The 21,658-nt window shown below is 63.0% G+C and carries 28 protein-coding genes; 22 read left to right on the top strand and 6 right to left on the bottom strand.

The genetic code is table 11. The features are described from left to right. Positions 1-6: 6 nt before the first annotated feature. A complete protein-coding gene (locus tag V1278_RS27660; RefSeq protein WP_334382880.1) occupies positions 7-795 on the bottom strand; it encodes a class II aldolase/adducin family protein in 789 nt (262 codons plus the stop codon). A gap of 195 nt (positions 796-990) precedes the next feature. On the opposite strand from V1278_RS27660, the gene V1278_RS27655 reads away from it, so the two are divergent. The 3 genes from V1278_RS27655 to V1278_RS27645 all read left to right on the top strand — a co-directional run bounded on the left by V1278_RS27655 (position 991) and on the right by V1278_RS27645 (position 3,032). Continuing rightward, entirely contained in the window at positions 991-1,659 is a 669-nt protein-coding gene (locus V1278_RS27655) for a GntR family transcriptional regulator (RefSeq protein ID WP_442894084.1), read from the top strand. Next, positions 1,656-2,681, top strand: a complete 1,026-nt coding sequence (locus tag V1278_RS27650) for a histone deacetylase family protein (RefSeq protein ID WP_334382877.1) — start codon at positions 1,656-1,658, stop codon at positions 2,679-2,681. Before V1278_RS27655 ends, V1278_RS27650 begins: the two co-directional genes overlap by 4 nt. Before the next feature lie 117 nt (positions 2,682-2,798). Beyond that, the gene (locus V1278_RS27645; protein WP_334368001.1) at positions 2,799-3,032 is read left to right on the top strand and encodes a hypothetical protein; all 234 of its coding nucleotides are present in this window, start codon (positions 2,799-2,801) and stop codon (positions 3,030-3,032) included. 15 nt (positions 3,033-3,047) lie between these two features. Here V1278_RS27645 and V1278_RS27640 read toward each other — a convergent pair whose 3' ends face one another. Together V1278_RS27640 and V1278_RS27635 are read right to left on the bottom strand one after the other, a co-directional pair. After that, positions 3,048-3,899 carry an Mrp/NBP35 family ATP-binding protein gene (locus tag V1278_RS27640; RefSeq protein WP_442893723.1) on the bottom strand — a complete coding sequence of 284 codons (852 nt, stop codon included), beginning with the start codon at positions 3,897-3,899 and terminating at the stop codon, positions 3,048-3,050. 7 nt (positions 3,900-3,906) lie between these two features. Continuing rightward, positions 3,907-5,946 carry a 4Fe-4S binding protein gene (locus tag V1278_RS27635; protein WP_334382876.1) on the bottom strand — a complete coding sequence of 680 codons (2,040 nt, stop codon included), beginning with the start codon at positions 5,944-5,946 and terminating at the stop codon, positions 3,907-3,909. A 207-nt stretch (positions 5,947-6,153) separates the two neighbouring features. Between V1278_RS27635 and V1278_RS27630 the strand changes: the two genes are divergently transcribed. The 13 genes from V1278_RS27630 to V1278_RS27570 all read left to right on the top strand — a co-directional run bounded on the left by V1278_RS27630 (position 6,154) and on the right by V1278_RS27570 (position 17,527). Continuing rightward, positions 6,154-6,888, top strand: coding sequence for a biotin/lipoate--protein ligase family protein (locus tag V1278_RS27630; RefSeq protein ID WP_334384275.1), 735 nt, complete (start codon positions 6,154-6,156; stop codon positions 6,886-6,888). A gap of 7 nt (positions 6,889-6,895) precedes the next feature. Further along, positions 6,896-7,471 (top strand): DUF6505 family protein, encoded by a 576-nt coding sequence (locus V1278_RS27625; RefSeq protein WP_334382875.1) that lies wholly within the window; start codon positions 6,896-6,898, stop codon positions 7,469-7,471. Beyond that, positions 7,468-8,490: a DUF6352 family protein gene (locus V1278_RS27620; protein WP_334382874.1), complete on the top strand. Its 1,023-nt coding sequence runs from the start codon at positions 7,468-7,470 to the stop codon at positions 8,488-8,490. The genes V1278_RS27625 and V1278_RS27620 overlap by 4 nt, the downstream gene beginning before the upstream one ends. Before the next feature lie 28 nt (positions 8,491-8,518). Beyond that, positions 8,519-9,031: a DUF3305 domain-containing protein gene (locus tag V1278_RS27615; RefSeq protein WP_334382873.1), complete on the top strand. Its 513-nt coding sequence runs from the start codon at positions 8,519-8,521 to the stop codon at positions 9,029-9,031. Further along, entirely contained in the window at positions 9,028-9,732 is a 705-nt protein-coding gene (locus tag V1278_RS27610; RefSeq protein WP_334382872.1) for a DUF3306 domain-containing protein, read from the top strand. The genes V1278_RS27615 and V1278_RS27610 overlap by 4 nt, the downstream gene beginning before the upstream one ends. A gap of 124 nt (positions 9,733-9,856) precedes the next feature. Next, positions 9,857-10,645 carry a molecular chaperone TorD family protein gene (locus V1278_RS27605; RefSeq protein WP_334382871.1) on the top strand — a complete coding sequence of 263 codons (789 nt, stop codon included), beginning with the start codon at positions 9,857-9,859 and terminating at the stop codon, positions 10,643-10,645. A 33-nt stretch (positions 10,646-10,678) separates the two neighbouring features. Next, entirely contained in the window at positions 10,679-10,894 is a 216-nt protein-coding gene (locus V1278_RS27600) for a hypothetical protein (RefSeq protein WP_051379522.1), read from the top strand. Between the two features lie 13 nt (positions 10,895-10,907). Continuing rightward, entirely contained in the window at positions 10,908-13,874 is a 2,967-nt protein-coding gene (locus tag V1278_RS27595) for a formate dehydrogenase subunit alpha (RefSeq protein ID WP_334382870.1), read from the top strand. Between the two features lie 14 nt (positions 13,875-13,888). Then, positions 13,889-14,485: a formate dehydrogenase FDH3 subunit beta gene (gene fdh3B, locus V1278_RS27590; RefSeq protein ID WP_028348819.1), complete on the top strand. Its 597-nt coding sequence runs from the start codon at positions 13,889-13,891 to the stop codon at positions 14,483-14,485. Between the two features lie 68 nt (positions 14,486-14,553). After that, positions 14,554-15,594, top strand: coding sequence for a formate dehydrogenase subunit gamma (locus V1278_RS27585; RefSeq protein ID WP_334382869.1), 1,041 nt, complete (start codon positions 14,554-14,556; stop codon positions 15,592-15,594). A gap of 35 nt (positions 15,595-15,629) precedes the next feature. Further along, positions 15,630-15,785, top strand: a complete 156-nt coding sequence (locus V1278_RS27580) for a hypothetical protein (protein ID WP_334382868.1) — start codon at positions 15,630-15,632, stop codon at positions 15,783-15,785. Between the two features lie 14 nt (positions 15,786-15,799). Continuing rightward, positions 15,800-16,180 (top strand): DUF971 domain-containing protein, encoded by a 381-nt coding sequence (locus V1278_RS27575; RefSeq protein ID WP_334368010.1) that lies wholly within the window; start codon positions 15,800-15,802, stop codon positions 16,178-16,180. Positions 16,181-16,192: 12 nt separating this feature from the next. After that, a complete protein-coding gene (locus V1278_RS27570) occupies positions 16,193-17,527 on the top strand; it encodes a c-type cytochrome (RefSeq protein WP_334382867.1) in 1,335 nt (444 codons plus the stop codon). Between the two features lie 31 nt (positions 17,528-17,558). Here V1278_RS27570 and V1278_RS27565 read toward each other — a convergent pair whose 3' ends face one another. Beyond that, positions 17,559-17,774: a hypothetical protein gene (locus V1278_RS27565; RefSeq protein ID WP_334368012.1), complete on the bottom strand. Its 216-nt coding sequence runs from the start codon at positions 17,772-17,774 to the stop codon at positions 17,559-17,561. Positions 17,775-18,364: 590 nt separating this feature from the next. Here V1278_RS27565 and V1278_RS27560 point away from each other — a divergent pair. Together V1278_RS27560 and V1278_RS27555 are read left to right on the top strand one after the other, a co-directional pair. Continuing rightward, positions 18,365-18,709 carry a cupin domain-containing protein gene (locus tag V1278_RS27560; protein ID WP_334382866.1) on the top strand — a complete coding sequence of 115 codons (345 nt, stop codon included), beginning with the start codon at positions 18,365-18,367 and terminating at the stop codon, positions 18,707-18,709. 31 nt (positions 18,710-18,740) lie between these two features. Then, complete coding sequence (locus V1278_RS27555) at positions 18,741-18,890, top strand: hypothetical protein (protein WP_334382864.1); 150 nt, start codon at positions 18,741-18,743, stop codon at positions 18,888-18,890. Positions 18,891-19,085: 195 nt separating this feature from the next. Here the strand turns inward: V1278_RS27555 and V1278_RS27550 are convergent, their stop codons facing one another. Continuing rightward, entirely contained in the window at positions 19,086-19,313 is a 228-nt protein-coding gene (locus tag V1278_RS27550) for a hypothetical protein (RefSeq protein ID WP_334368015.1), read from the bottom strand. 440 nt (positions 19,314-19,753) lie between these two features. On the opposite strand from V1278_RS27550, the gene V1278_RS27545 reads away from it, so the two are divergent. From V1278_RS27545 to V1278_RS27530, 4 genes are all read left to right on the top strand, one after another. After that, the gene (locus V1278_RS27545; protein ID WP_176722019.1) at positions 19,754-19,909 is read left to right on the top strand and encodes a hypothetical protein; all 156 of its coding nucleotides are present in this window, start codon (positions 19,754-19,756) and stop codon (positions 19,907-19,909) included. A gap of 48 nt (positions 19,910-19,957) precedes the next feature. Then, positions 19,958-20,143, top strand: coding sequence for a hypothetical protein (locus V1278_RS27540; RefSeq protein WP_057847714.1), 186 nt, complete (start codon positions 19,958-19,960; stop codon positions 20,141-20,143). Between the two features lie 83 nt (positions 20,144-20,226). Continuing rightward, positions 20,227-20,463, top strand: coding sequence for a hypothetical protein (locus V1278_RS27535; protein WP_057847844.1), 237 nt, complete (start codon positions 20,227-20,229; stop codon positions 20,461-20,463). 174 nt (positions 20,464-20,637) lie between these two features. Then, a complete protein-coding gene (locus V1278_RS27530) occupies positions 20,638-21,228 on the top strand; it encodes an NUDIX domain-containing protein (RefSeq protein WP_334382863.1) in 591 nt (196 codons plus the stop codon). Positions 21,229-21,413: 185 nt separating this feature from the next. Here the strand turns inward: V1278_RS27530 and V1278_RS27525 are convergent, their stop codons facing one another. Continuing rightward, entirely contained in the window at positions 21,414-21,593 is a 180-nt protein-coding gene (locus V1278_RS27525) for a CsbD family protein (RefSeq protein ID WP_334368018.1), read from the bottom strand. Between the last annotated feature and the right edge of the window lie 65 nt (positions 21,594-21,658).

Here is a 21,658-nt window from a genome sequence, read left to right as displayed (position 1 = left end):
GGTCTGTCAGTTGGCAAAGTCGGGATCGGTCCGCTCGAGCATCCGCTTGAAGGCCGCCCATTCGTTGTCGGGCACGCCATTTGTTTCGATCGCGTCGTAGAAGCTTGCGTATTGGCCGGCCGTCTTGCGGGCGACGGCTGCGGATAGCTCGATGACTTCAGCGCCCGATGACTGGATTGCCAGTTGGGCGCGGCAGGAGCGCTCCAGATTGTGCATCAGCTTGAAGGCCTCGGCGACGGAGCGCCCGCAGGTCAGCAGGCCGTGATTGCGCAACACCATTACGAACTTGTCGCCGAGATCGGCGACCAGGCGCGATCGCTCGTCGAGATCGAGCGCGATGCCTTCATAGTCGTGATAGGCGAGGCAATCAGTAAACTGCAGCGACCATTGATTGAGCGGCAGCAGCCCCTGCTTCTGGCAGGCAACGGCGATGCCCGCGACCGTGTGCGTGTGCAGGACGCAGATCGCATCATGCCGCGCGGAGTGGATCGCACTGTGAATCGTAAAGCCTGCCGGGTTGATGCCGAGCTCCATGGGGTCATCGATGACGTTCCCGTCGAGATCGACCGTCACCAGGTTGGACGCCGTCACTTCCTCGAAACGCAGGCCGTAGGAGTTGATGAGAAAGCGGTCTTGCCGGCCCGGAAGGCGGACGGAGATGTGGGTGTAGATGCTGTCGTCGAGACCGAGCCGGTGAATCAGCCGGTAGGCCGCCGCGAGGTCGATCCGGATTTGCAGGGTCTGGTCGTCTACCGCCGGCCAGGCCTTCGCGGTGTGGTGGGCTGCGCTTGTCATTTCCGCCTTATCCATTTTCAACTTTTTCAGCTTGCGTGCGGCGCAGCATCTGGGCAAGATTAAAGTGTCGACAATCGACGATTAAAAAATAACCACGGACTGGCGCGGGTTTAGCCGATGCGGCCTATGTCTCTTCCGGTTGGATTACCGGCACTTGCGGACAGCGATCTGGTCGGCCAGATCGCTAGAATTTTGATGCAGGCCATCGTTCAGGGGCGGCTGCCTCCCGGTTCCAAGGTGGTGGAGGCAGGGGTTGCCCGGGAATTAGGCGTCAGCCGCGCGCCGGTGCGCGAAGCGGCGCGCCTTCTGGAGAAACAGGGGCTGCTGGTCGCGAGCCCGCGCCGCGGCTTTTTCGTCCGCAAGCTCGAAATCAGAAACATCGACGAGATCTACGATCTGCGTCTGTGCATCGAACGCCATGCCAGCGTGCTGGCGGCGAAGCGCCTCTCTCCGGAGTCGCGAGATATGTTGCGCCGGCAAATCGATGTTCTGCACCGGACCGCCGATCTCGACGATCCCGCCCGGCAGGTGGAAGAGGATTATCGCTTTCACCGGCTGATTTTTGAAATCGCGGATAACCGCCGCCTGCTGCGGCTGTTCGATGATCTCGCAGCCGAGCTGCGCATGGTCATCGGCCTGATCGGCCGCCTCTATGACGACCCGCACGAGATCGCGAGGACTCACGAGCCGCTGCTGGCGGCGATCGAAGCCGGTCATCCCGAGCGCATCACGGCGCATGTCGACTACCATATCGGTCACGCCTGGCGCGAAGTCGGCAGGCTGGTGCGAGAGCTCACGCCGCCGCTCGGCAATCCCACTGAGCCGAGCAGCATCCTGTTTCCAACCAACGGAGTGTCCGTGTGAAGGCCGTCTACACCGAACTGCATCGAAGCCACGATCCGCAATTCTTCCTGGTGCGGGGCGTCATCAAACGCACCACCGAGCAGCCCGAGCGTGCCGACCGGTTGCTGGCGGGGCTTAAGGCCGGCAAGCACAGCCTCGTCGAGCCGACGGTGTTCGGCCAGGGGCCGCGGGCGCGCGTTCACAGCGCGGAATACCTGCGTTTTCTGGAGGAAGCCTGGGACGCCTGGGTCGCGCTCGGCGATTCCGGCTCGGAGATGATCGCCAACATCCACCCGGTTCGCTACGGCGCCACATACCCAACCCATATCGTCGGCCGCCTCGGCTGGCACGCGGCGGATACGGCAGCTCCGATCGGCAAGGGCACTTACGCCGCCGCTTGTGCCGCCACCGATGTTGCCACGACCGCGGCGCAACTCGTCATGGACGGCGAAGACGCTGTCTATGCGCTGTGCCGGCCGCCGGGCCATCACGCCTATGCCGACATGTCGGGCGGCTTCTGTTTCTTCAACAACAGCGCGGTGGCAGCGGCGCAGCTTCGGCTGCAGCATGAGCGCGTCGCAATCCTCGATGTCGACGTGCATCACGGCAACGGCACGCAGGGCATCTTCTACGAGCGCTCCGACGTGTTGACGGTGTCGATCCATGCCGACCCCGTCTTCTTCTATCCCTTCGTGTGGGGATATGCGCATGAGCGTGGCGCCGGTCCGGGCCTCGGCGCCAATCTGAACATCCCGCTGCCGAAGGGCACCGGGGATGACGATTACATTAAGGCGCTCGGCGACGCCGAAAAAACCATCCGCGCGTTTGCGCCCGGCGCGCTGGTGGTGGCCCTCGGCCTCGATGCCTCCGAGCACGATCCGCTCGCCGGTCTTGCGGTGACCACCGCCGGCTTCCGCCGCATCGGCGCCGCGATCGCGCGGCTCGACCTGCCGACGGTTTTGGTCCAGGAAGGCGGTTATCTCTCGGATATTCTCGGCGCCAATCTCACCGCTGTGCTCGGCGGCTTCGAGGAGGCGCGTTAGGGCGTGATGAAGTTGTCGATGTAATCCGTCACCCTGAGAGGTGACAGAGACAATTATCGACATTGGCCTGCGGCCGGTTTACGCTTCGGAAGCGCGACGCAGAGAGGAGAGATCGCAATGCTCTATGCCTTGCTGGCTCTCATGGCACCGCTCTGGAGCAGATCTCGGGATCGGACGGCCGCGCAACGCGAGGCAACCGATGCATCTGTCTCGCGCCTTCTGGTGTTGGTTGCCACCGTTCTTTTCGTGGTGCTGTCGATTCTCATGGTCGACCTATATCGCGACGAATTGCATGCGCTCGGCTTTGCCGGCGGCGCAGAGCGGATCGACGCGATCTTTATGAGCCCGTGAACTGCCGGGCTGCGACTATTCGATGACGATGCGCGGCGGTGGCCGGTGCGCCGCGCCGGTTACGATCGCGGTCCAGACTTCACGCGCAATACTCACATATTGCTTGGCGTGAACGCCGTCGGGCTCGACGGCGACGATCGGTCGGCCATCGTCGGAGGTCTGGCGAATCTGCATATCCAGCGGTATCTCGCCGAGATAGGGAACGCCGCGGCGTTCGGCTTCCGCTCGCGCGCCGCCGTGGCCGAAGATCGGCGTGACGTGGTTGCAGGTCGGGCAGCAGAAGCTCGACATGTTCTCGATCAGGCCCAGGATCGGAATGCTCACCTTCTGAAACATGGCGATGCCGCGCCGCGCGTCGATCAGCGCGAGGTCCTGTGGCGTCGAGACGATGATCGCGCCGGCGAGCGGCGCCTGTTGCGCCATGGTGAGCTGCGCGTCGCCGGTGCCGGGCGGCAGGTCGACGACGAGGATATCGAGGTCGCCCCATGCGACTTCGCGCAGCATCTGCGTGATCGCCGAGATCACCATCGGCCCGCGCCAGATCATGGCGTTGTCTTCCTCGACCAGAAAGCCGATCGACATCACCTTGACGCCGAACCGCTCCAGCGGCTCCAGCATGCGCGGGCCGAGTTGGCGCGGCTTGCCGCGCAGTCCGAACAGTTTTTGTTGCGACGGACCGTAGATGTCGGCATCGAGAATGCCGGTCTTCAGTCCGAGCGCCGCGAAGCCGAGCGCGAGATTGCACGAGGTGGTGGATTTGCCGACGCCGCCCTTGCCGGAGGCGACGGCGATGACGTGCTTGACGCCGGGAATGCCGGCGGCCTTTGACGTCGCGCGGGCCTTGAGATCTGAAGAGGTGGCGGACACTGGCGGCTCACGATCCAAGCGGATCGTCCTTCTTCACTTCGCGCGCGCGCAGATAATCTTCGGTCGACATGACCGGCGGGCGCTGCGGCACCGCATGCGGGTCGAAACTCTCGTTCACCACCGCTTCGACGCGGCAATCCGCGCACATCTTGATGACGTCCAGGCGCTTCGCGTTGGCGCCCTGGAACATCCAGTGCCGGTCGCCGCCGAGTTTGGCCAGCACGCGATCGATCGAGCTCTTGGTGCCGAAGGGTTTGCCGCAAGCAATGCAGTTGAACGGCTCTTCCTCCTTCAGCGCGCGCTGCGGCGTGTTCCAGGCCTGGAAGTCGAGACGGGGTTCGATCGTGATGACCTTCTCAGGACAGGTGGATTGGCAAAGCCCGCACTGCACGCAGAGGCTTTCGGTGAAGCGCAGCATCGCGCGATCAGGGTTATCTGATAGCGCGCCAGTCGGGCAGGCGGTGACGCAAGCATGGCAGAGCGTGCAGCCTTCGACATTCAGCTTCACGGTGCCGAAGGGGGCCCCCGGCGCCAGCGGCACGACCTCGACGGGCGTGGGCGCGGCCAGGTGCAGCTCGCGAAATGTCGTTTCGAGCACGCCGCGTTTCGCCCCGCGCGGCACAAAGCCGGCCGGCTTTTGCGTTGCTATCCCGCGGGGGGCAGCATCCAGCATGGCGCGCAGTTGGTCCGGATCGTCCGTCTCGATGATCTGGATGATGCCGGCGCCGAAGCCGAGTGCGCTAACGATCCGATCCGACGTCTCGACCGCGCGGCGAAGTGCCGTGATATCGTGGCGAGGTTTTGCGCGCGTCAGCAGCGCGACGCCGCTACCGCCATAGGCGAAGACGGACGCAATGATCTCCGGTCCGACCTGCGTTACTTCGTTGACGCGCAGCGGCAGTACGTTGGCCGGCAAGCCCTCGCCGAACCGCGCCAGGGCATCGATGATGTCCTCGCCATGCTCGCCGTCATGAAACAAGACCACGGCATCGCTACCGCCCGCCCTGCGGTAAGTCTGCAGCAGCGTGCGCAGCCGCCGCATCAGCGCGTCCGCGCTCGGCAATGCATAAGACGCCGCGCCGGTCGGACATACGGAAGCGCAGGAGCCGCAGCCGGCGCAGACATTGGCGTCGATTGCGACGGCGTTCCCGTTCGGCGTGATCGCACCGGTCGGACAGAGGTCAAGACAGCGCGTGCATCCGGTAATGGACGAGCGCGAATGCGCGCAAAGCGACGGCTCGAAATTGACAAAGCGCGGCTTGTCGAAGGTGCCGACCAGGCCGCCGGCATCTGCGATCGCGCGCTCGACGGCGGCCTTGTCGCGCGGGTCGGCGCGCAGATAGCCGGGACGCAGTTCATGCGCGGGGAACAGCGGTGCGCCACCAGAGAGATCGAGGATCAGATCGCAGGTCGAGGTCGCGCCATTGCGCGACGGCCCGAACACGAGCTTGGCTCGCGAAGAGGGGGATGGCAGTGCGTAGTCGTCGATCGAAAGCTCGAACTGGCCGAGATGGCCGCGGGCGTTGCGGATCGTGCCTTTGAGCACGGGAAATTCGTTGGTGCGGCGTGGGATCACATCGCCGGGCTTGGTCAGCAGCACGGTAATGTCCAGACGATCGGCGAGACGCTGCGCCGCCTCGATGGCGATTTCGTCGCGGCCATAGATAAGTGCGACACCGCTGCTCTCGAGCGTCACCAGCGAGAGCGGGGGCATTTCTTCGCCCGCCGCAGCAATCAGCGCGGCTGCTTTCGGACCGGCGGCCGCGGCGTCCTTCGACCAGCCGCCGGTCTCGCGGATGTTGACGAAGTTGAGCTGGGCTTGCGGGGTGTTCTCCGCCACTTCCCGAAACAGCGGTGCTTCCTGGGTGCAGGCAACCGTAATCGGCGCGCCCTCGGCGAGCGCCTCCTTGAAGCGGTCGAGTTCGAGCCCGCAGAGCTGATTTGCCTGCGTGATCTTGCTCGCGCAGCCACGGCCGATCGCATCCGCATCGAGCGGCATGGTCTTCTCGCAACTGCAAATCAGGAGGCGCGACGTCGCCGCACTCATTTTGAAATACCTTGAACCCGGAGCATCAAGCGGGTTGTTGCTTCATCCTACGGTTCTGCGGTAACCGCTCGGACGGATATCTGCAAGATATAGATATCGAGATAGATATCGAGGCCGCTCACGTGGCCAACTTGCACGGAATAGCATACACAGGCGGCTCGTGGAGCAATTAGGGATTAGCCGCTCGTGATCGTTCGTCCAAGAGATATGGAACAGACGCTCGATTTGCCACCCGGTTATACTTTGGTCGCGTTGCGCGAGCTCGGCGACGCCTTTGCCCATGCTCGCGAGGTCGCGGCGGAGGCGGGGGCCGGAACGCTGGTATGGGTGCGCCGCTACGATCTGGTCGAGTTCGCGGTGGTGCTTGAACCCGACGAGCCGCTCAGGTCGGCGCGGCGGGCGTTCTATGCCGGCATGAATGCGCTGGCGGATGCGATTGCGGCTCATTGTCCGCCGGAGCGAGAGGTCAGTTTCGACTGGCCCGACGCGATCCGGTTTGACGCGGGATTGCTTGGCGGCGGGCGGCTCGGCTGGCCCGCTGAATGCACCGAAGACGACATACCGTCTTGGCTCGTTTTCGGCGTGATTCTGCGCGCGGCCGCCATGGCGCATGTTCCGGAGGTGCAGGCGACCTCGGGCGTGTCGCTACTGAGCGAAGGTTTCGAGATGGTCGATACCGATGCGATCATCGAAAGCTTCACCAGGCACCTGATGACCGCGTTCGATCGCTGGAAAGAGCGCGGCTTCGAGGCGATCGCGCGGGACTATCTGGAGCGGCTTCCCAAGGGCAAGGCCGGCGAGCGCAGGGGCATCGACGTCAACGGCGATCTTCTGGTCGGCATGCCGGCCGGCGGCGGAGCGCCGGAGCGGAACAGCCTTGTGGATGCGCTGGCAAGAGCCAATTGGTATGATCCGCAGGCGCGCGGTCCGAAATTCGGATGAGCCGGACATGCTGAAATTTCCGCGAACCATCAGGCTGGACCCGTCAGATACCTTCGTCTTCGAGCGGGCGGCGGAACCCGGCGAATGGGCGGTTTCCGGCGCGTTCGTTTTTTGGAACCGGGATCCGGCGACGCTCGGCCAGAAGCAGCGCGTGGCGCTGCGTTCCGGCTTTCTTGGGATCGACAGTCTCGGATGGTCGACGCTTGCCGTCGTCACCGAAGCGAGCGAAGCGGAACGGGAGGCGATGATCGAGCGGCTTGCAAGCCAGTTGCTGAAGAAATTCGGGGCGCCCGATGCGGATGCCGCGCGTCTTGCCGCCGAGGAAGAGATCGCGTTCGCAGCTTCCTTGTGCGAACACCCGCCGCAGACGTTGCTTGCCGTTCAGCGCAGCGTCGAAAACGGCGAGATCCGCGAACGCTTTCGTACCCTTAAAGCCCGCCCGGCTGCTGCGGATGCCGACCGGTTGCACGCGCATGCCGGCGCCTTTACCTTCCATGAAGTCGAGGGCGATGTTGAACCTGCCGAAGAGGTCGATCTTCTCGGGCTGATCAGGACCGACGCCAGGACGACGGATCGTACATGAGAGAATTCTGGGTCGCATCGGGCCATCACCTCACGCGCCGCGCCGATCACGGCGGGCTGGTCGCGACGCCTGAACTCATCATGGCCTATCTGGCGCGGCCCGAATTGATGCCGCCGGCCGACGCCTGCGACGCCGAGCGCCATCTTCATGCGAGCCTGATGGGCGATCCGCTGCGCCCGGTCTCGGATGCTGATATCGCCGCGCTGGCCGATGCCGATGCGCGCGAAAACTGGTCCTTCATGGTGAATTTCCGCGATCGGCTGATGGCGGCGCCGTCGCTGGAGGCGGTCTATGTCGCGCTCGCCCGCAAGGGGGCCGGCGATCTGCCGCCGATCTTTCTGTCGCAATTGTGCCACCTGATCCTGCGCAACGCGCTCGAAGGCTGCGACGACCCTTATGTGTTGCGTGCTGCGGAGCTGTTCTATCGCAGCCAACTGGCCGCCGTTCACGAAGGCACGTTGCTGCTGGCCGATGCGGAAGTCATCGAGGCGGAGCAGCATGCCCAGCACGACCTGCATTCATCGCCGCTCACGGCCATGCTGCAGCAGCCGAAGTCGTTCGGCGAGATGGACGTCATGGACGACGAAAACGCCTGGACCTACTGGTCGCGGTCGGATGCGCATGCGATGGTGATGAACATCGGCGGCAACAAGAAAGCGCGGGCCGCGCTCTGCCGTGTCATCGAGCGCTGGATTGCTCATCTGCTCGGCATCACCGTCGGCGTCGAAACCATCGCCGCGATCGAGGATCGCGACTGGCGCTGGTTCATCGGCCTCGACAGCGAGGCGACGCGGATCGGCAACGCGCTGTGGCGTGGCGAGCGGCTGGAGGGCGGCATTGCCGAACGCATCGTGGCACTGATGCGCCTGACCTTCGAGGATACGCGGCTGGTGGACGAGCGGGTCGGCGACAAGCCGGTTTACCTCATCCTCGCCATGGGCGCGGACAAGGTGGTGAGACTAAAGCCGCAAAATCTGGTTGCGGGGCTGCCACTGGCCGCGGCCGCGAATGCCACGTGATCCACTGAATGGAGGATGGGACATGGCGATGACGGAAGCATCCCGCGAGGTCGGCGTGGTGGTGCGGCGCCGTTCGATCGACAATCCCTGGATCGACCAGTTGTGGTCGCCGGCAATGATCCTGGATGAGGTGCCGGCGACCGCACCCTGGACTGCGCTGTCCACCGAAGCCGACGCGACGATCTATTACGCTGGATCGGCCAGCATCGACCTGTTCAGCTCGGAAACGGCGAACTACCGCGACAACCTTGCCGATGGGGAGCCGCGGATCTGGGTCGCGTTGCGGCGCCAGGATGGTGGTCCTGAGCTTGAGCTGACGAAAGTGACCGCCGACCCGACCGAAGGGGAGGCGATGTTCGAAAGCGGCTGCGACGTGATCGGTACCGTACCGATGCCGCACGAAATCGCGTCATGGATTGCCGCCTTCGTCGATCGATTCCATGTCGAGCGTGTGTTTCACAAGCGCAAGCGGGATCGCGCCAGCGGCGATCGGCCGCGCGTGCCGGGCGGCGGGCCGGACGAGAAGATGGGTCGCAAATGAGTGGTCCGGACGAAGCCGATCGGGACAAGGGCTTTCTGGCGCGATGGTCGCAGCGCAAGCAGGAAGCCAAGCAGACCGAGCCGAAGCGGGATACGCCGGCTGCCGAAAGTGGCGATTCGTCAGCTCCACCTTCAGCGCAGCCCGAAGAGGTCGTGCCGGAGTTCGATCTGTCGACGCTGCCAAACCTCGAGGAGCTGACGGAGACCAGCGATATCACTGCCTTCCTTCGCAAAGGCGTTCCCGAACATTTGCGGAATGCGGCTTTGCGAAAATCCTGGGCGCTGGACCCCGCGATTCGCAACTACGTCAGTCCAGCACTTGAATATGCCTACGACTGGAACGCGCCGGGCGGAGTGCCCGGCGGTGGCGAGCTCGGCGCAGGCGTCGACGTGGCACGGCTGGTCGCGCAAATCATGGGCGAATCCAGGGCGGAAACAACGAATTCCGACGCAAATTCCGGAACTGAAGTGGCAAGCCCTTCGCCACAGCCCGCTGAACGTGAACTCTCGGCAAAATCGCAGGAAGACCTTCCTGAGGAGTCTTTGCGACAGTCTGATGAACCCTCGACAGAAACGGAACTCGTTTCAGAAGCGAAACGGGGTACAGGGGAATCCGCGCCGGTGGGCGAATCAGAGGCAGCGAAACCTGTTGCGTCGCAGCAACGAGTGCGACGCCATGGCACCGCAAAACCAATTGTTTAGACAAAAGTATTTGCGGACATAGGCCTCGCCTATGCTACAAATTCTCCCTGGAATAATTCCAGTTCTAAAGTGTGTGCCTGAATAAGAGGCACTCGGGCGCGGGCGGGGAGAATTCGGTAGCACCATGCGTGATGCCGGGCTGGAACTAGCAATCAAGGCAGCAGGTGGCGTCGGATCGCTGGCGCGGGGGCTCGGCATTGCGCAGCCGTCCGTTTCCGCATGGTCGCGTATTCCCGCCGAGCGGGTTCTCGCGGTCGAGGCGCTGACGCAGGTGGACCGTCTCGCGCTGCGTCCCGATCTCTACGGATCGTCCGAGGATCAGGTGACATCGAAATCCGAAATCGACGAGATCGATCAACTGCGTTCCGCGGAATACGGCCTGTTGTCGTTGCTGCTTGGCAAGGCGCCCGATGCGGAAACGCTACAACGGGTAGCAACGCTGAAGGGCGACGGATCCGATCTCGGCATGGCGCATGTCGAACTCGCGTCCGCCGCTGCGGCGACGGATGATCGCGCCGTCAGCAAGGAGTTCTTCGATCTCTTCATCGGGCTCGGCCGCGGCGAACTGTTGCCCTATGCATCCTACTATCTGACCGGCTTTCTTCACGAGCGCCCGCTGGCGCGGGTGCGCGAGGATCTGCGTGCGCTCGGAATCGAGCGCGCAGGTACCTCGCGGGAGCCGGAAGACCATATCGCTATCCTGCTCGAGGTCATGGCGGGCCTCGCACGCGGCGACTTCGAAGCCGAATTCGCCGAGCAGGCGCGCTTTTTCGAGCGTCATCTCAAGCCGTGGGCGGCGCGGATGTTCGCCGATCTGGAAATGTCCCAATCGGCGCGCTTCTACCGCGCCGTCGGCCGCACCGGCCGTGTCTTCATGGAATTGGAATCAGAGGCCTTCACGCTGTCCGAGTGACGGTGAAAGGCGACGAGAATAGGAGAGATCGCAATGAGCAAGCCATCTGAGAGTAAGGGAAAGTCACAGGCCGCGGGGGTGGATCGGCGCAGCCTGTTTCTGATGGGCGGTTCGGCGGTCGCTGCAGCAGCCGTTGTGCCGCTTGCGGGCACCGAGGCGGCTGCGGACGAGTCGCAGGCCGAGCGCGTCAAGGCGCGCTACAAGGAAAGCGATCACGTCAAGAATTTCTATCGCGTCAACCGCTACTGATGGGACCACGCACATGTTGATGAAGCGAAGAGACGGATCCGCGGGCAGGGCGCGTTTGCAGGGTATCGCCGCCGGCCTCGCGTCAGGAGTTCTCGACCGCCGTACGTTTCTGCAGCGGTCCGGTCTGGCGGCCGGCGCGGGCGCGGCGATCGGCCTGATGCCGCTCGGCTCGGTGCGCAAGGCGCAGGCAGGACCTGAGAAGGTCGGCGCGCCCACCGAAATCAGAAAGAACATCTGCACGCATTGCTCGGTCGGTTGCACCGTGATCGCCGAAGTGCAGAACGGCGTCTGGGTCGGCCAGGAGCCGGCGTGGGACAGCCCGATCAACCGCGGCTCGCATTGCGCCAAGGGCGCAGCCGTGCGCGAACTCGTCCATGGCGACCGCCGGCTGAAATATCCGATGAAGCTGGTCAACGGCGAGTGGCAGAAGATCTCGTGGGATCAGGCCATCAACGAGATCGGCGACAAGATGCTGGAGATCCGCGCCAAGTCCGGCGCCGATTCCGTCTATCTGCTCGGCTCCGCGAAGTTCTCCAACGAGGGCGGCTATCTGTTCCGCAAGTTCGCGGCGTTCTGGGGCACCAACTCGATCGATCACCAGGCCCGCATCTGTCATTCGACCACCGTCGCCGGCGTCGCCAATACCTGGGGCTACGGCGCGATGACGAATTCCTACAACGACATGCGCAACTCGAAGACGATCATCTTCATGGGATCGAACGCCGCCGAAGCGCATCCAGTGTCGTTGCAGCACATCCTCTCCGGCAAGGAGCTCAATCGCGCCAACGTATTCGTGCTCGATCCGCGCTTCACCCGCACCGCGGCGCATGCCACCGAATATGTGAGATTCCGCGGCGGCACCGATATTGCCGTGATCTGGGGCATGTTGCACCACATCTTTAACAATGGCTGGGAAGACAAGGAATTCATCAAGCGACGCGTCTACGGCATGGACCAGATCCGCGCCGAAGTTGCGAAGTGGACGCCAGAAGAGGTCGAGCGCGTCACCGGCATTCCCGGCGAGCAACTGAAGAAAGTTGCCGAGACCTTTGCCAAGCAGAAGCCATCGACCATTGTCTGGTGCATGGGCGGCACCCAGCATACGGTCGGCACGGCCAACGTCCGCGCTTACTGCAACCTGCTGCTGGCGACCGGCAATGTCGGCTCCTTCGGCTCGGGCGCCAACATCTTCCGCGGCCACTGCAACGTGCAGGGCGCGACCGATATCGGGCTCGATATCGTGACGCTGCCGCTCTACTACGGCCTCGTCGAAGGCGCCTGGAAGCATTGGGCGCGCGTCTGGGAAGTTGAGTACGACTACCTGCAGTCGCGCTTCGACGAAGTGCCAGCGAAGGCGGGCCGTCCGGCACGCACCCGCAAGCAGAACATGGAACTGCCGGGCATTCCGTGGACCCGCTGGTTCGATGCGACGCTGTCCAACCCCGACGACGTCGATCAACGCGACGCCGTGAAGGGCGTGGTCATCATGGGCCACGGTGGCAATACCGTGCCGCGCATGACGGAGATGGTGAAGGGCCTCGAAAAACTCGAACTGCTCGTGGTCGCCGATCCGCATCCGACGACCTTCGCTGCGATCTCGGAGCGCAAGAACGGCACCTATCTGCTGCCGGCCTGCACCCAGTTCGAGACCTCGGGCTCGCGTACGGCCTCCAACCGCTCGCTGCAGTGGGGCGAGCAGATCGTCAAGCCGATCTTCGAATCGAAGGACGACTACGAGATCATCTATCGGCTGTCGGAAAAGCTCGGCTTCGCCGACAAGATGTTCAAGAACATCAAGGTCGAGAACAAGCATCCGTCGGCCGAGGACCTCTTGCGGGAAATCAACCGCGGCGGCTTCTCGACCGGCTATTCCGGCCAGTCGCCGGAGCGGTTGAAGGCGCACATGAAGAACCAGGGCAAGTTCGACCTGGTGACCCTGCGCGCCAAGGCGGATGAGCCGGAGATCGGCGGCGACTATTACGGCCTGCCGTGGCCGTGCTGGGGCACGCCGCAGATCCGACATCCGGGCACGCACACGCTCTACAACACCAACCTGCACGCCAAGGATGGCGGCGGCACGTTCCGCGCGCGCTTCGGCGTGGTCTACGAGGAGAAGCAGCCGGACGGCTCGGTCAAGAATGTCAACATGCTGTCCGAAGGATCCTACAGCAAGGGGTCGGAGCTCACCGACGGCTATCCCGAGTTCACCTATGGCGTGCTCAAGAAGCTCGGCTGGGACAAGGATCTGACCGCGGACGAGCTTGCGACCATCAACAAGATCGGCGGCAACAACCCTGATGGCGTCGGCTGGGCGGTCGATCTGTCGGGCGGTATCATCCGCGTCACGCTGGAGCACGGTGTGATGGCGTATGGCAACGGCAAGGCCCGCGCGGTGGCGTGGAATCTGCCGGATCCCGTGCCGGTGCATCGCGAGCCGATCTACACCGCGCGGCCCGATCTGGTCGCGAAGTACCCGACGCGTCCGGACGGGCGTCAGTTCCGCATGGCCAATCTCGGCTTCTCGATTCAGAAGGCGGCGGTCGAGAAGGGACTCGCCAAGCAATTCCCGATCATCCTGACTTCGGGACGCCTCGTCGAATATGAAGGCGGCGGCGAAGAGACCCGATCCAACAAATGGCTCGCGGAATTGCAGCAGGACATGTTTGTCGAGGTCAACACCTCGGATGCCGCCGAGCGCGGCATCAAGGATGGCGGCTGGGTTTGGGTTTACGGTCCGGAAAACAGCTCGAAGGCCCGCGTCAAGGCGCTGGTCACCGACCGCGTCGGCAAGGGGGTGGCGTTCATGCCATTCCACTTCTCCGGATGGTTCCAGGGCGTCGACCAACGCAGCAAATATCCGAAGGGCTCAGACCCGATCGTGCTGGGCGAAAGCGTCAACACGATCACGTCCTACGGCTACGACCCGGTCACCGGGATGCACGAGGGCAAGGTGACCCTGTGCCAGATCCAAGCGGCGTGAGAGGAGAATAGATCATGGCTCGCGTCAAATTTCTTTGTGATGCCGACCGTTGCATCGAGTGCAATGCGTGCGTGACCGCCTGCAAGAACGAACATGAAGTGCCGTGGGGCATCAATCGCCGCCGCGTCGTCACCATCAATGACGGCAAGCCCGGCGAACGCTCGGTCTCAATGGCCTGCATGCATTGCACGGATGCGCCGTGCGCCGCGGTTTGCCCGGTGTCGTGCTTCTACACCACCGCCGACGGCGTCGTGCTGCACTCCAAGGATCTGTGCATCGGCTGCGGCTACTGCTTCTACGCCTGTCCGTTCGGCGCGCCGCAATATCCGAAGGTCGGCAACTTCGGATCGCGCGGCAAGATGGACAAGTGCACCTATTGCGCGGGCGGACCGGAAGCCGACTCCACCCCGGCCGAATACGCCAAATACGGCGCCAACCGTCTGGCCGAGGGCAAGCTGCCGATCTGCGCCGAGATGTGCTCGACCAAATCACTGCTCGCCGGCGACGGCGCGATCATCGCCGAGATCTACAAGGAGCGGGTGATGAAGCGCGGCTATGGCTCGGGCATGTGGGGCTGGAAGACGGCCTACAGCGATTCACCGACCGGCTGATGCAACGGCCGCCGCGCTTCGGCGCGGCGGCATCAGGGTAATTCCGATAACCGAAAGGCGTTGTGCAAATGCCAGGCTCATCTTCAATTCTCAGGTTCGCAAATCTCAAATTCGCGGTTTTCAAGCCGCTGCTTGCCGCGCTCGCGCTGTTGTTCGTTTTCGCACAGCCCGCGGCAGCGCAGATTTCCTTTAAGCCGACCGCCGAGGCCGTTCAGGAAGACAAGCTTCTGAACGCGCTGAAGGAGGGCGACAAGATCACCGGGCGCGTAACTATCCCCGACCGGAATGCGGCCAATCTGATCCAGCCCGCAGGGCGCGACTGGCGCGACTTCCAGCGCAGCAAGCTGCCCTGGATCGGCGGCATTGCCATTCTTGGAATGCTGGCTGTGCTCGCGATCTTCCTGATGGTGCGTGGACGAATTCGCGTGCACGGGGGATTTTCGGGCAAGACGATGCTGCGCTTCGCGAGCTTCGAGCGGTTCACGCACTGGCTCACCGCAAGCTGCTTCATCATCCTGGCGCTCTCGGGCCTGAACGTCAGCTTCGGACGCACCCTGATCCTGCCGCTGTTCGGCCCCGATGCTTTTGCGACCATGTCGGCCTGGGCCAAGCTTGCGCACAACTACCTGGCATTCCCTTTCATGCTGGGGCTTGCGATCATGTTCCTGATCTGGATCAAGGACAACATTCCGGGCAAGCTCGATTGGGAGTGGCTCAAGCAGGGCGGGGGCCTTCTGTCTGACGACAAGCATCCGCCGGCCAAGCGTTTCAACGCGGGCCAGAAGGGGATTTTCTGGATCGTGATCATCGGCGGCGTGCTGATGTCGGTGTCGGGCTGGTTCCTGCTATTCCCGTATCTTCCGGGCAACGTCACGGCGCTCCAGTTCTGGACCGTGATCCACGCCGTGATCGCGATGCTCTTCATCGCCGCCATGCTGGCGCACATCTATATCGGCTCGATCGGCATGGAGGGGGCGTTTGATGCAATGGGAACCGGTGAGGTCGATCTCAACTGGGCCAAGGAGCATCACGCGATCTGGGTCAAGGAACAGCAGGCAAAGGGCGAAGCTCCATCTGATGGCACGGCCCGCGCAGTACCGGCCGAATAGTCCGGTCTGGCGCAGGCAAAACGTGAGGAAGTGACATGAAATCCTTTATTGCTGCTCTGGCGTTCGCCATCGTCGCTGCCGTCGGCGTTGCGATGGTGCTCAACAACATTCAGCAGTCGAGCTCCGTCGCCTATACGACCACGGGCGCCAGGGTCAGCGATCCCGGCTATAATCTGATCGGCCCGGGCTGACGCCGGCGGTGGGCGTGCCTGACGTCACGCTGGCGTGGCCGGTTGAAATTCGCCTGCCGAAGGATCGCCGCACGTTGCGCGTTGCCTTTGACGATGGGCGCACATTCGATCTCTCCGCCGAATTGCTTCGGGTGACCAGCCCGTCGGCCGAAGTGCGGGGGCATTCCGAGGCCGAGCGCAAGACCGTCGGCGGCAAACGCAATGTCACCATTCTTTCGGTCGATCCTGTCGGCAATTATGCCGTCAGAATAGGGTTCGACGACATGCACGCGACCGGCATCTACTCCTGGGCGTTTTTGCGCGATCTCGGTGAGAATGCCGAGCGGCGCTTTCAGGACTACCTCGACGACCTGCAGGCCAAGGGGCTCGACCGCGACCGGCCGGGCGTACGCTGAGGGCCAGCGGGAATGGCATCCAGCGATTCGGCGAAAGCTTCGCGTCGCAAGGCGGGCCGGTCGGCGCTTCTGGCGCTTGCGGCCGTGCTGATCGCGCTGCCGATCGGCGCAACGGCCGCCGTCGCGCAACTCCGCGGGCATGGTGGGCCGGTTCGGGCCCTGGCGATCTCGGCCGATGGCCAAAGCGCGATCTCCGGCAGTTTCGATTCAACCGCGATCCGCTGGTCGATGACGCGCAATGCGGCCGAGCAGGTGCTTCGTTTCCATTCCGACGCGATCAACGCGGTCGCGCTGCTCGGTGAGGGACGCGCGGCGACCGCCGGCGCCGATGGCCGCATCGCCATCTGGACCTTTGGCAAGGCAGAGCCGGACGCGGTGCTCGAAGGTCACACGGCGCCGATCGTGGCGCTGGCCGTATCGCCTGATGGCGCGACGCTCGGGTCGGCGTCGTGGGATCACACGGTGCGGCTCTGGCCGCTCGCAGGCGGCGCGCCGCGCGTGCTCGATGAGCATACGCAGAACGTCAACGGCGTGGCGTTTACGGCCGATGGCCGCACGCTGGTCAGCGTCAGCTACGACCTCAGCGTTCGCATCTGGCCGCTGTCGGGCGCGCAGCCGCCGACGGTCGTTCCGATGCCGACACCGCTCAACGCCGTGGCCACGGGCCGTGACGGTGAAATCGCGGTCGGCGGTGCCGATGGCAAGGTCTACTTCCTGACCGCCGGCGGCGCGCGCGCCGGTGACGTTGTGGCAGGGCCACGGCCGGTGATCTCGATTGCGATTTCGCCTGATGGCGCGCATGTGGCCGCCGCGGGCATCGGCGGCACGGTCGCGGTGATCGACCGCAAGGCGCGTACGCTCGCGCGCACGCTGGTCGGCCCGGGCCTTCCGGTCTGGTCGGTCGTATTCGCACCCGACAGCCGCACGCTGCTCACGGGCGGCGCTGATAACATCATCCGGCGCTGGAACGCCGCGACGGGCGAGCCGGTCGATCCGCTTCTCGTGGAAACGGCAGGAGATCCGCTCGCCGCCTATGCTGGCGATCGCGGCGCGGAGGTCTTTCGCGCCTGTGTGGCCTGCCATACGCTTGGTGCCGATCAGGTCAACCGCGCAGGCCCCACGCTCGCCGGCATCTTCGGCCGACGAATTGCAACCGCCCCCGGATATAATTTTTCCGAAGCGCTCAAGCGCCTCGATATCGTCTGGACGCCGGAGACGGTTTCCAAATTGTTCGAAGTCGGGCCGCAGGCCTACACGCCCGGCACCAAGATGCCGGAGCAGCGCATAGGCTCGGAGCAGGACCGCGCCGCGCTGGTGCAATTCCTCGAGCGGGCGACAAAGCGATAGAGCGCTCGGCGCGGCGACTACGCCGATTGCGTCAATGCTTCGCGGGTGGTGTCGAGAAGACCAGCGACATATCCTCGTATTCCTCGATCGGAAGCCTGGTGACGCCCGCGGAGGCCGGAGATTTCTTCGACAACGCCACGCCGGTGGTTACGGTAGAACGTTCATCGGAAATTGAGTACGAGCGCATCGTGGTTGCGACCGCGAGCAGGGCGACTGCCACGAATCCGGAAATCAACAGACGGTTCATGGAATGCTCCGTTGGTTCGAAATACAGTGTGGCTTGCACCACTGCATTACGGCCAACGGTCACGCGCGAATGTGGCCTGCGTCACCTATCACGATCTTGTTTTTTGACGATCGGGCCGGTTCCCTTGCGCGTAACGAAACGCGCGTCCGCATTTGCCGAACGTTTCCAGCGGCGAACTACGCACATGGACCGGAAGCTGCTTACGGAGCAGGACGACGGCCGGTCCGCGGGTTGAGCGGACCCGTTGGCCGGCGCCTCAAGGCTTCCGGCAAGAACTTTTCACCCGGAGCGGCAACGGCGATAGAGCGAACGTCCGCCGCGCATTGGGCGCGTTCGTGCTCAGTCTGATTGTCCTTGAACCTTCGCTTGACGTCGAGGCCACCAACGGGATCGTTGACGCCGTGTTGAATGTCCCTGAAGTCGTCCACAAGATCCTCCCCGACTTCCATCGGCCCGCTCGTTCGGGAAACGCGGACCGGAGATTCAGGTTCCTCCTGCATCCGTCGGGAGGCGGCGTTAAATTGAAGCATTAAATGGAACCGGCAGTGCCCAAGCCCAATTGACTCCAGTGAAGCGAGATGGAGCGGCAGATGAGCGACAGCACCGTCAAGAAGGTATCCAGCAAAACGGCACCCAAGGGAACGATGGGTCAAACCTATCTCGTTTCCGGCAAACGCCTCTCGATGCGCTTATGGGAAAACGAACAGCCGCAAAGCGACGTATCCCGGCCGAGAGATTACGAAACGGTGGGCTATGTCGTGAATGGACGTGCTGAACTTGTTATCGAGGGCCAGACGATAAGGCTAGAGCCAGGCGACTCCTGGCTGGTGCCTGCGCATGCCGAACACAGCTATCGCATTCTCGAACCATTTACGGCCGTGGAGGCGACCGCACCGCCCGCGCAAGTGCATGGCCGCGACGAAGTAAAAGCGTAGCCGGCACACAACAAGATTTTGGGAGAACGTAATGGGACTCGAAGCAGTCTATTTCATCGGAGCGTTCGTGCTTCTTACCGGGCTGATCTATGGGACGCTGAGCTATCGTTATCGCAACAGGGCCGCGACGCGGGCCGGGGATGAAATCGTGAAGCAGCGGTATCGGGAGAACCAGGGCTGAGGCCGGGAAAATTCGATTTTCTAACAGGAGTATCTTCAACAGGAGCATCTTGGCCCGGATCAGCCAACGGATCGCGCGAATGCGCGCCCCGCGACGAGCGCAATAGCGCGTAGTGATGACAGGCTCGGTGACGTCCGCGTTGTCTCGGGCACGTGTCTACGACGATCTATATCCGACTTCGCTGGACTGCGGGCATCACAGCACGCCTTGCGCGTCCTCGGCGCCGAGTGGGGTCTTGTAACCGCCGTCGCGACCGGGGACGCCGATATGAATCTCGTGCCCTTGGCGCATCGCCAGCGACGCGGCAGCGACGGCCGCCTCGAAGGCCGCTTCCTTCGTGTCATATCTATTCTGCGCATTCCCGTCATGGAGGATCGTCCAGCCGTCCGGCTCGGAGACGATCATGTATTCGGCCAATCCCATCGGAGCCTCCCTGCTGTTCGCAAGGCCAACGTCGAGACCGTTGCCGGGTTCCGATCGCGTGACCGCTTGGCAGGGCGTTACGCGCGCTGTGCCGGGCTCCGGGGGTATCCCTGCAGCGGACGGTCAGGTTTTCGGGGGACGTCCACGCTTGGCAAATGTCAGTCCCTGCATGTCGGCCGCGTTCTGCAGAAGACCTGCGCGCTTCAAAGCTTCGCTTCGTGCAGGACCATGAGGCATGGCCCGCGCCTTCTCCAGCGCCGCCAGCGCTTCGGAATGCAGGTCCCGCTGGGGCCGATCTTCGACCTTTTTCTTGTCCATTCAGAAAGATTAGGAGGCGGGAACATCGCCTGTCTGTACGATTCTAGACGTTGGAACCCTGATCCACCGATTTATCGGAACTAAATCCCGTGCATTCCGCTTCCAATTCTGGAGGTGTCCCAATGAGCAAGGAAAAGCCCACCGATGATCCGCGCCAGCAGACCGACTGGGGATCACACAAGCAGACTGACAAGCCGTGGAAAGAGAAGCCGGAGAAGGAGCAGCGGTCGTCGTCGAAAGTAGACTTGGAAAAGTGGCATGAGACCAACACCCATTAGTCTACTGCGTCTATGACGCAGTAGAATTAGCTCGGCACCGTGGGATGGATGGAGACGCTGCAGATGCTTGAAGAGAAATTGAAGGAAGCAATCGTTGCTGAACTGAAACGGCAGGCAGCGAATGATCCGCGGGCGCTCAGCATCGATGACTCCGAAGGCCTCGTCGTCAAGGGCAGGATCGATCTGGACGATCTGACGATGGTGATTGCGGGAGCTGTTGCCGGAGGACCGTGAGCGTTTCCGCAAAGGCTGCCATCTGCTACTGCAGGAACGGAGATTGCCGCCGGGCGTTCTTTCAAAAATGGTCGGACGCGAAGATGACGGAACCGCTGCCCCTGTTGATAGAGAGTTCAATTGAAATCGCCTGGGACTATCTCGAACGTACGGGAGAACTGGGCGATGCAATGGTGGCCGGCCGCTTTCTCAGCGACACGATAGAACTGATGGTGCGGCGTGGCGAGCGGCGGCGGTTGATGCTGGCCAACAAGGCAATCGCGGCCTATCAGCAATTCAGGCGGCAGCAGTCCGAACATCCGGTGCTCGCCTCGGCCTGATGATTCCCGTTTGCGCGAGCGCAAGTTGAAGAGTCGCTTCTGTTTTGACGCGTTTTCTTGATGTGAAACGGTGTCCACCTCGCTGGAAGACGCTTCGCTGCTGTTCGCTTACCCGAAGGCATCGAAGCCTGATCACCGGCGTTTAGAGCCCATGAAAATGGACGGCGAGACCGTATGGACGGCGAGACCGTGCGCATATGCAAGGTCGAGACCATTGCTCAGGGCAAGGGAAAGCTGATCCGCGTGAGCTACGAACAGCGCAGGCGCGACGGCGAACGCCAACGGCGCCAGCGCGAGATCTACGACAACGGCAATTCGGCCGTCATTCTTCCCTATGATGAGGATCGCAAGACCGTGCTGCTCACCCGGCAATTGCGGCTGCCAGTATTCCTGCAGGACGGCATGGAGCGAACCGTAGAGGCGTGCGCCGGCAAGCTCGATGGCGAGGAGGCCGAACGGCGCATTGTGAAAGAGATGCAGGAAGAGCTCGGTTACAAGATCTCGAAACTGGAGCGGTTGTTCGAGCTCTATGTGAGCACAGCCGCGATCATGGAAAAGGTCGCTTTCTTCACCTGTATTTATTCGCCGGCGAACAAAGTGTCCGACGGCGGCGGGCTCAAGGAAGAGGGAGAAGATATCGAGGTAGTCGAGACCACGTTGGAAGCGGCTGCTGCGATGATCGCGACCGGCGAAATCGTCGACGCAAAGACGGTCGTTCTCATCCAGTATTTAAGCAACCGCATGCAGGCGACGCCTCGCGGCTAAGCCGCGGCGGCGAGCACCGGCTGTGCGAGCATTCGCTCATTGTAGGAAGTTTCGCCGTGGTCTGGCAGCGGATTCATCGCCGTGCGCGGCATCGGCTGATGCTGGCTGGGAAAGGTGGCCGCGGATAGTGCAGCATTGTATCTCTCTCCCAAAAGCGGCGGCTCCGCAGCCCCTTGGTGGTGCGGTTAGGTGAGGCGGTGGAGGTTTCCCAACGGATTGAGCTCGCTGGGATCCTTATCCTCATCCTCGATCTTGCGCTGTTCCGCCTTGGCTTCCTCTTGCAACTTTCCGTCGCCGACGACTTCGGCGATGACCTCCTTGGTCTTCCCCGCAACTCGGCGGGTCGTCCGTTTAATGGTACCCATAATCGTGACCTGCGCTGTGGTGGGGTTCTGGTCCAGGTCAATGTCCGACCGCCGCCTTCGTTCCT

Source organism: Bradyrhizobium sp. AZCC 1577, assembly GCF_036924575.1.
In the GTDB taxonomy this organism is placed as follows: Bacteria; Pseudomonadota; Alphaproteobacteria; order Rhizobiales; family Xanthobacteraceae; genus Bradyrhizobium.
The sequence above is the reverse complement of the archived record's forward strand: the minus strand, read 5'-3'. Positions and strand labels throughout refer to the sequence as shown.

What these genes read in the sequence shown, in the direction of transcription:
- V1278_RS27660 (WP_334382880.1), bottom strand. Translation starts at nt 795, where the DNA reads ATGACAAGCGCAGCCCACCACACCGCGAAGGCCTGGCCGGCGGTAGAC.
- V1278_RS27655 (WP_442894084.1), top strand. Translation starts at nt 991, where the DNA reads ATGCAGGCCATCGTTCAGGGGCGGCTGCCTCCCGGTTCCAAGGTGGTG.
- V1278_RS27645 (WP_334368001.1), top strand. Translation starts at nt 2,799, where the DNA reads ATGCTCTATGCCTTGCTGGCTCTCATGGCACCGCTCTGGAGCAGATCT.
- V1278_RS27635 (WP_334382876.1), bottom strand. Translation starts at nt 5,946, where the DNA reads ATGAGTGCGGCGACGTCGCGCCTCCTGATTTGCAGTTGCGAGAAGACC.
- V1278_RS27630 (WP_334384275.1), top strand. Translation starts at nt 6,154, where the DNA reads ATGGAACAGACGCTCGATTTGCCACCCGGTTATACTTTGGTCGCGTTG.
- V1278_RS27625 (WP_334382875.1), top strand. Translation starts at nt 6,896, where the DNA reads ATGCTGAAATTTCCGCGAACCATCAGGCTGGACCCGTCAGATACCTTC.
- V1278_RS27620 (WP_334382874.1), top strand. Translation starts at nt 7,468, where the DNA reads ATGAGAGAATTCTGGGTCGCATCGGGCCATCACCTCACGCGCCGCGCC.
- V1278_RS27615 (WP_334382873.1), top strand. Translation starts at nt 8,519, where the DNA reads ATGACGGAAGCATCCCGCGAGGTCGGCGTGGTGGTGCGGCGCCGTTCG.
- V1278_RS27610 (WP_334382872.1), top strand. Translation starts at nt 9,028, where the DNA reads ATGAGTGGTCCGGACGAAGCCGATCGGGACAAGGGCTTTCTGGCGCGA.
- V1278_RS27605 (WP_334382871.1), top strand. Translation starts at nt 9,857, where the DNA reads ATGCGTGATGCCGGGCTGGAACTAGCAATCAAGGCAGCAGGTGGCGTC.
- V1278_RS27600 (WP_051379522.1), top strand. Translation starts at nt 10,679, where the DNA reads ATGAGCAAGCCATCTGAGAGTAAGGGAAAGTCACAGGCCGCGGGGGTG.
- V1278_RS27595 (WP_334382870.1), top strand. Translation starts at nt 10,908, where the DNA reads ATGTTGATGAAGCGAAGAGACGGATCCGCGGGCAGGGCGCGTTTGCAG.
- fdh3B (WP_028348819.1), top strand. Translation starts at nt 13,889, where the DNA reads ATGGCTCGCGTCAAATTTCTTTGTGATGCCGACCGTTGCATCGAGTGC.
- V1278_RS27585 (WP_334382869.1), top strand. Translation starts at nt 14,554, where the DNA reads ATGCCAGGCTCATCTTCAATTCTCAGGTTCGCAAATCTCAAATTCGCG.
- V1278_RS27580 (WP_334382868.1), top strand. Translation starts at nt 15,630, where the DNA reads ATGAAATCCTTTATTGCTGCTCTGGCGTTCGCCATCGTCGCTGCCGTC.
- V1278_RS27570 (WP_334382867.1), top strand. Translation starts at nt 16,193, where the DNA reads ATGGCATCCAGCGATTCGGCGAAAGCTTCGCGTCGCAAGGCGGGCCGG.
- V1278_RS27565 (WP_334368012.1), bottom strand. Translation starts at nt 17,774, where the DNA reads ATGAACCGTCTGTTGATTTCCGGATTCGTGGCAGTCGCCCTGCTCGCG.
- V1278_RS27560 (WP_334382866.1), top strand. Translation starts at nt 18,365, where the DNA reads ATGAGCGACAGCACCGTCAAGAAGGTATCCAGCAAAACGGCACCCAAG.
- V1278_RS27555 (WP_334382864.1), top strand. Translation starts at nt 18,741, where the DNA reads ATGGGACTCGAAGCAGTCTATTTCATCGGAGCGTTCGTGCTTCTTACC.
- V1278_RS27550 (WP_334368015.1), bottom strand. Translation starts at nt 19,313, where the DNA reads ATGGGATTGGCCGAATACATGATCGTCTCCGAGCCGGACGGCTGGACG.
- V1278_RS27545 (WP_176722019.1), top strand. Translation starts at nt 19,754, where the DNA reads ATGAGCAAGGAAAAGCCCACCGATGATCCGCGCCAGCAGACCGACTGG.
- V1278_RS27540 (WP_057847714.1), top strand. Translation starts at nt 19,958, where the DNA reads ATGGAGACGCTGCAGATGCTTGAAGAGAAATTGAAGGAAGCAATCGTT.
- V1278_RS27535 (WP_057847844.1), top strand. Translation starts at nt 20,227, where the DNA reads ATGACGGAACCGCTGCCCCTGTTGATAGAGAGTTCAATTGAAATCGCC.
- V1278_RS27530 (WP_334382863.1), top strand. Translation starts at nt 20,638, where the DNA reads ATGGACGGCGAGACCGTGCGCATATGCAAGGTCGAGACCATTGCTCAG.
- V1278_RS27525 (WP_334368018.1), bottom strand. Translation starts at nt 21,593, where the DNA reads ATGGGTACCATTAAACGGACGACCCGCCGAGTTGCGGGGAAGACCAAG.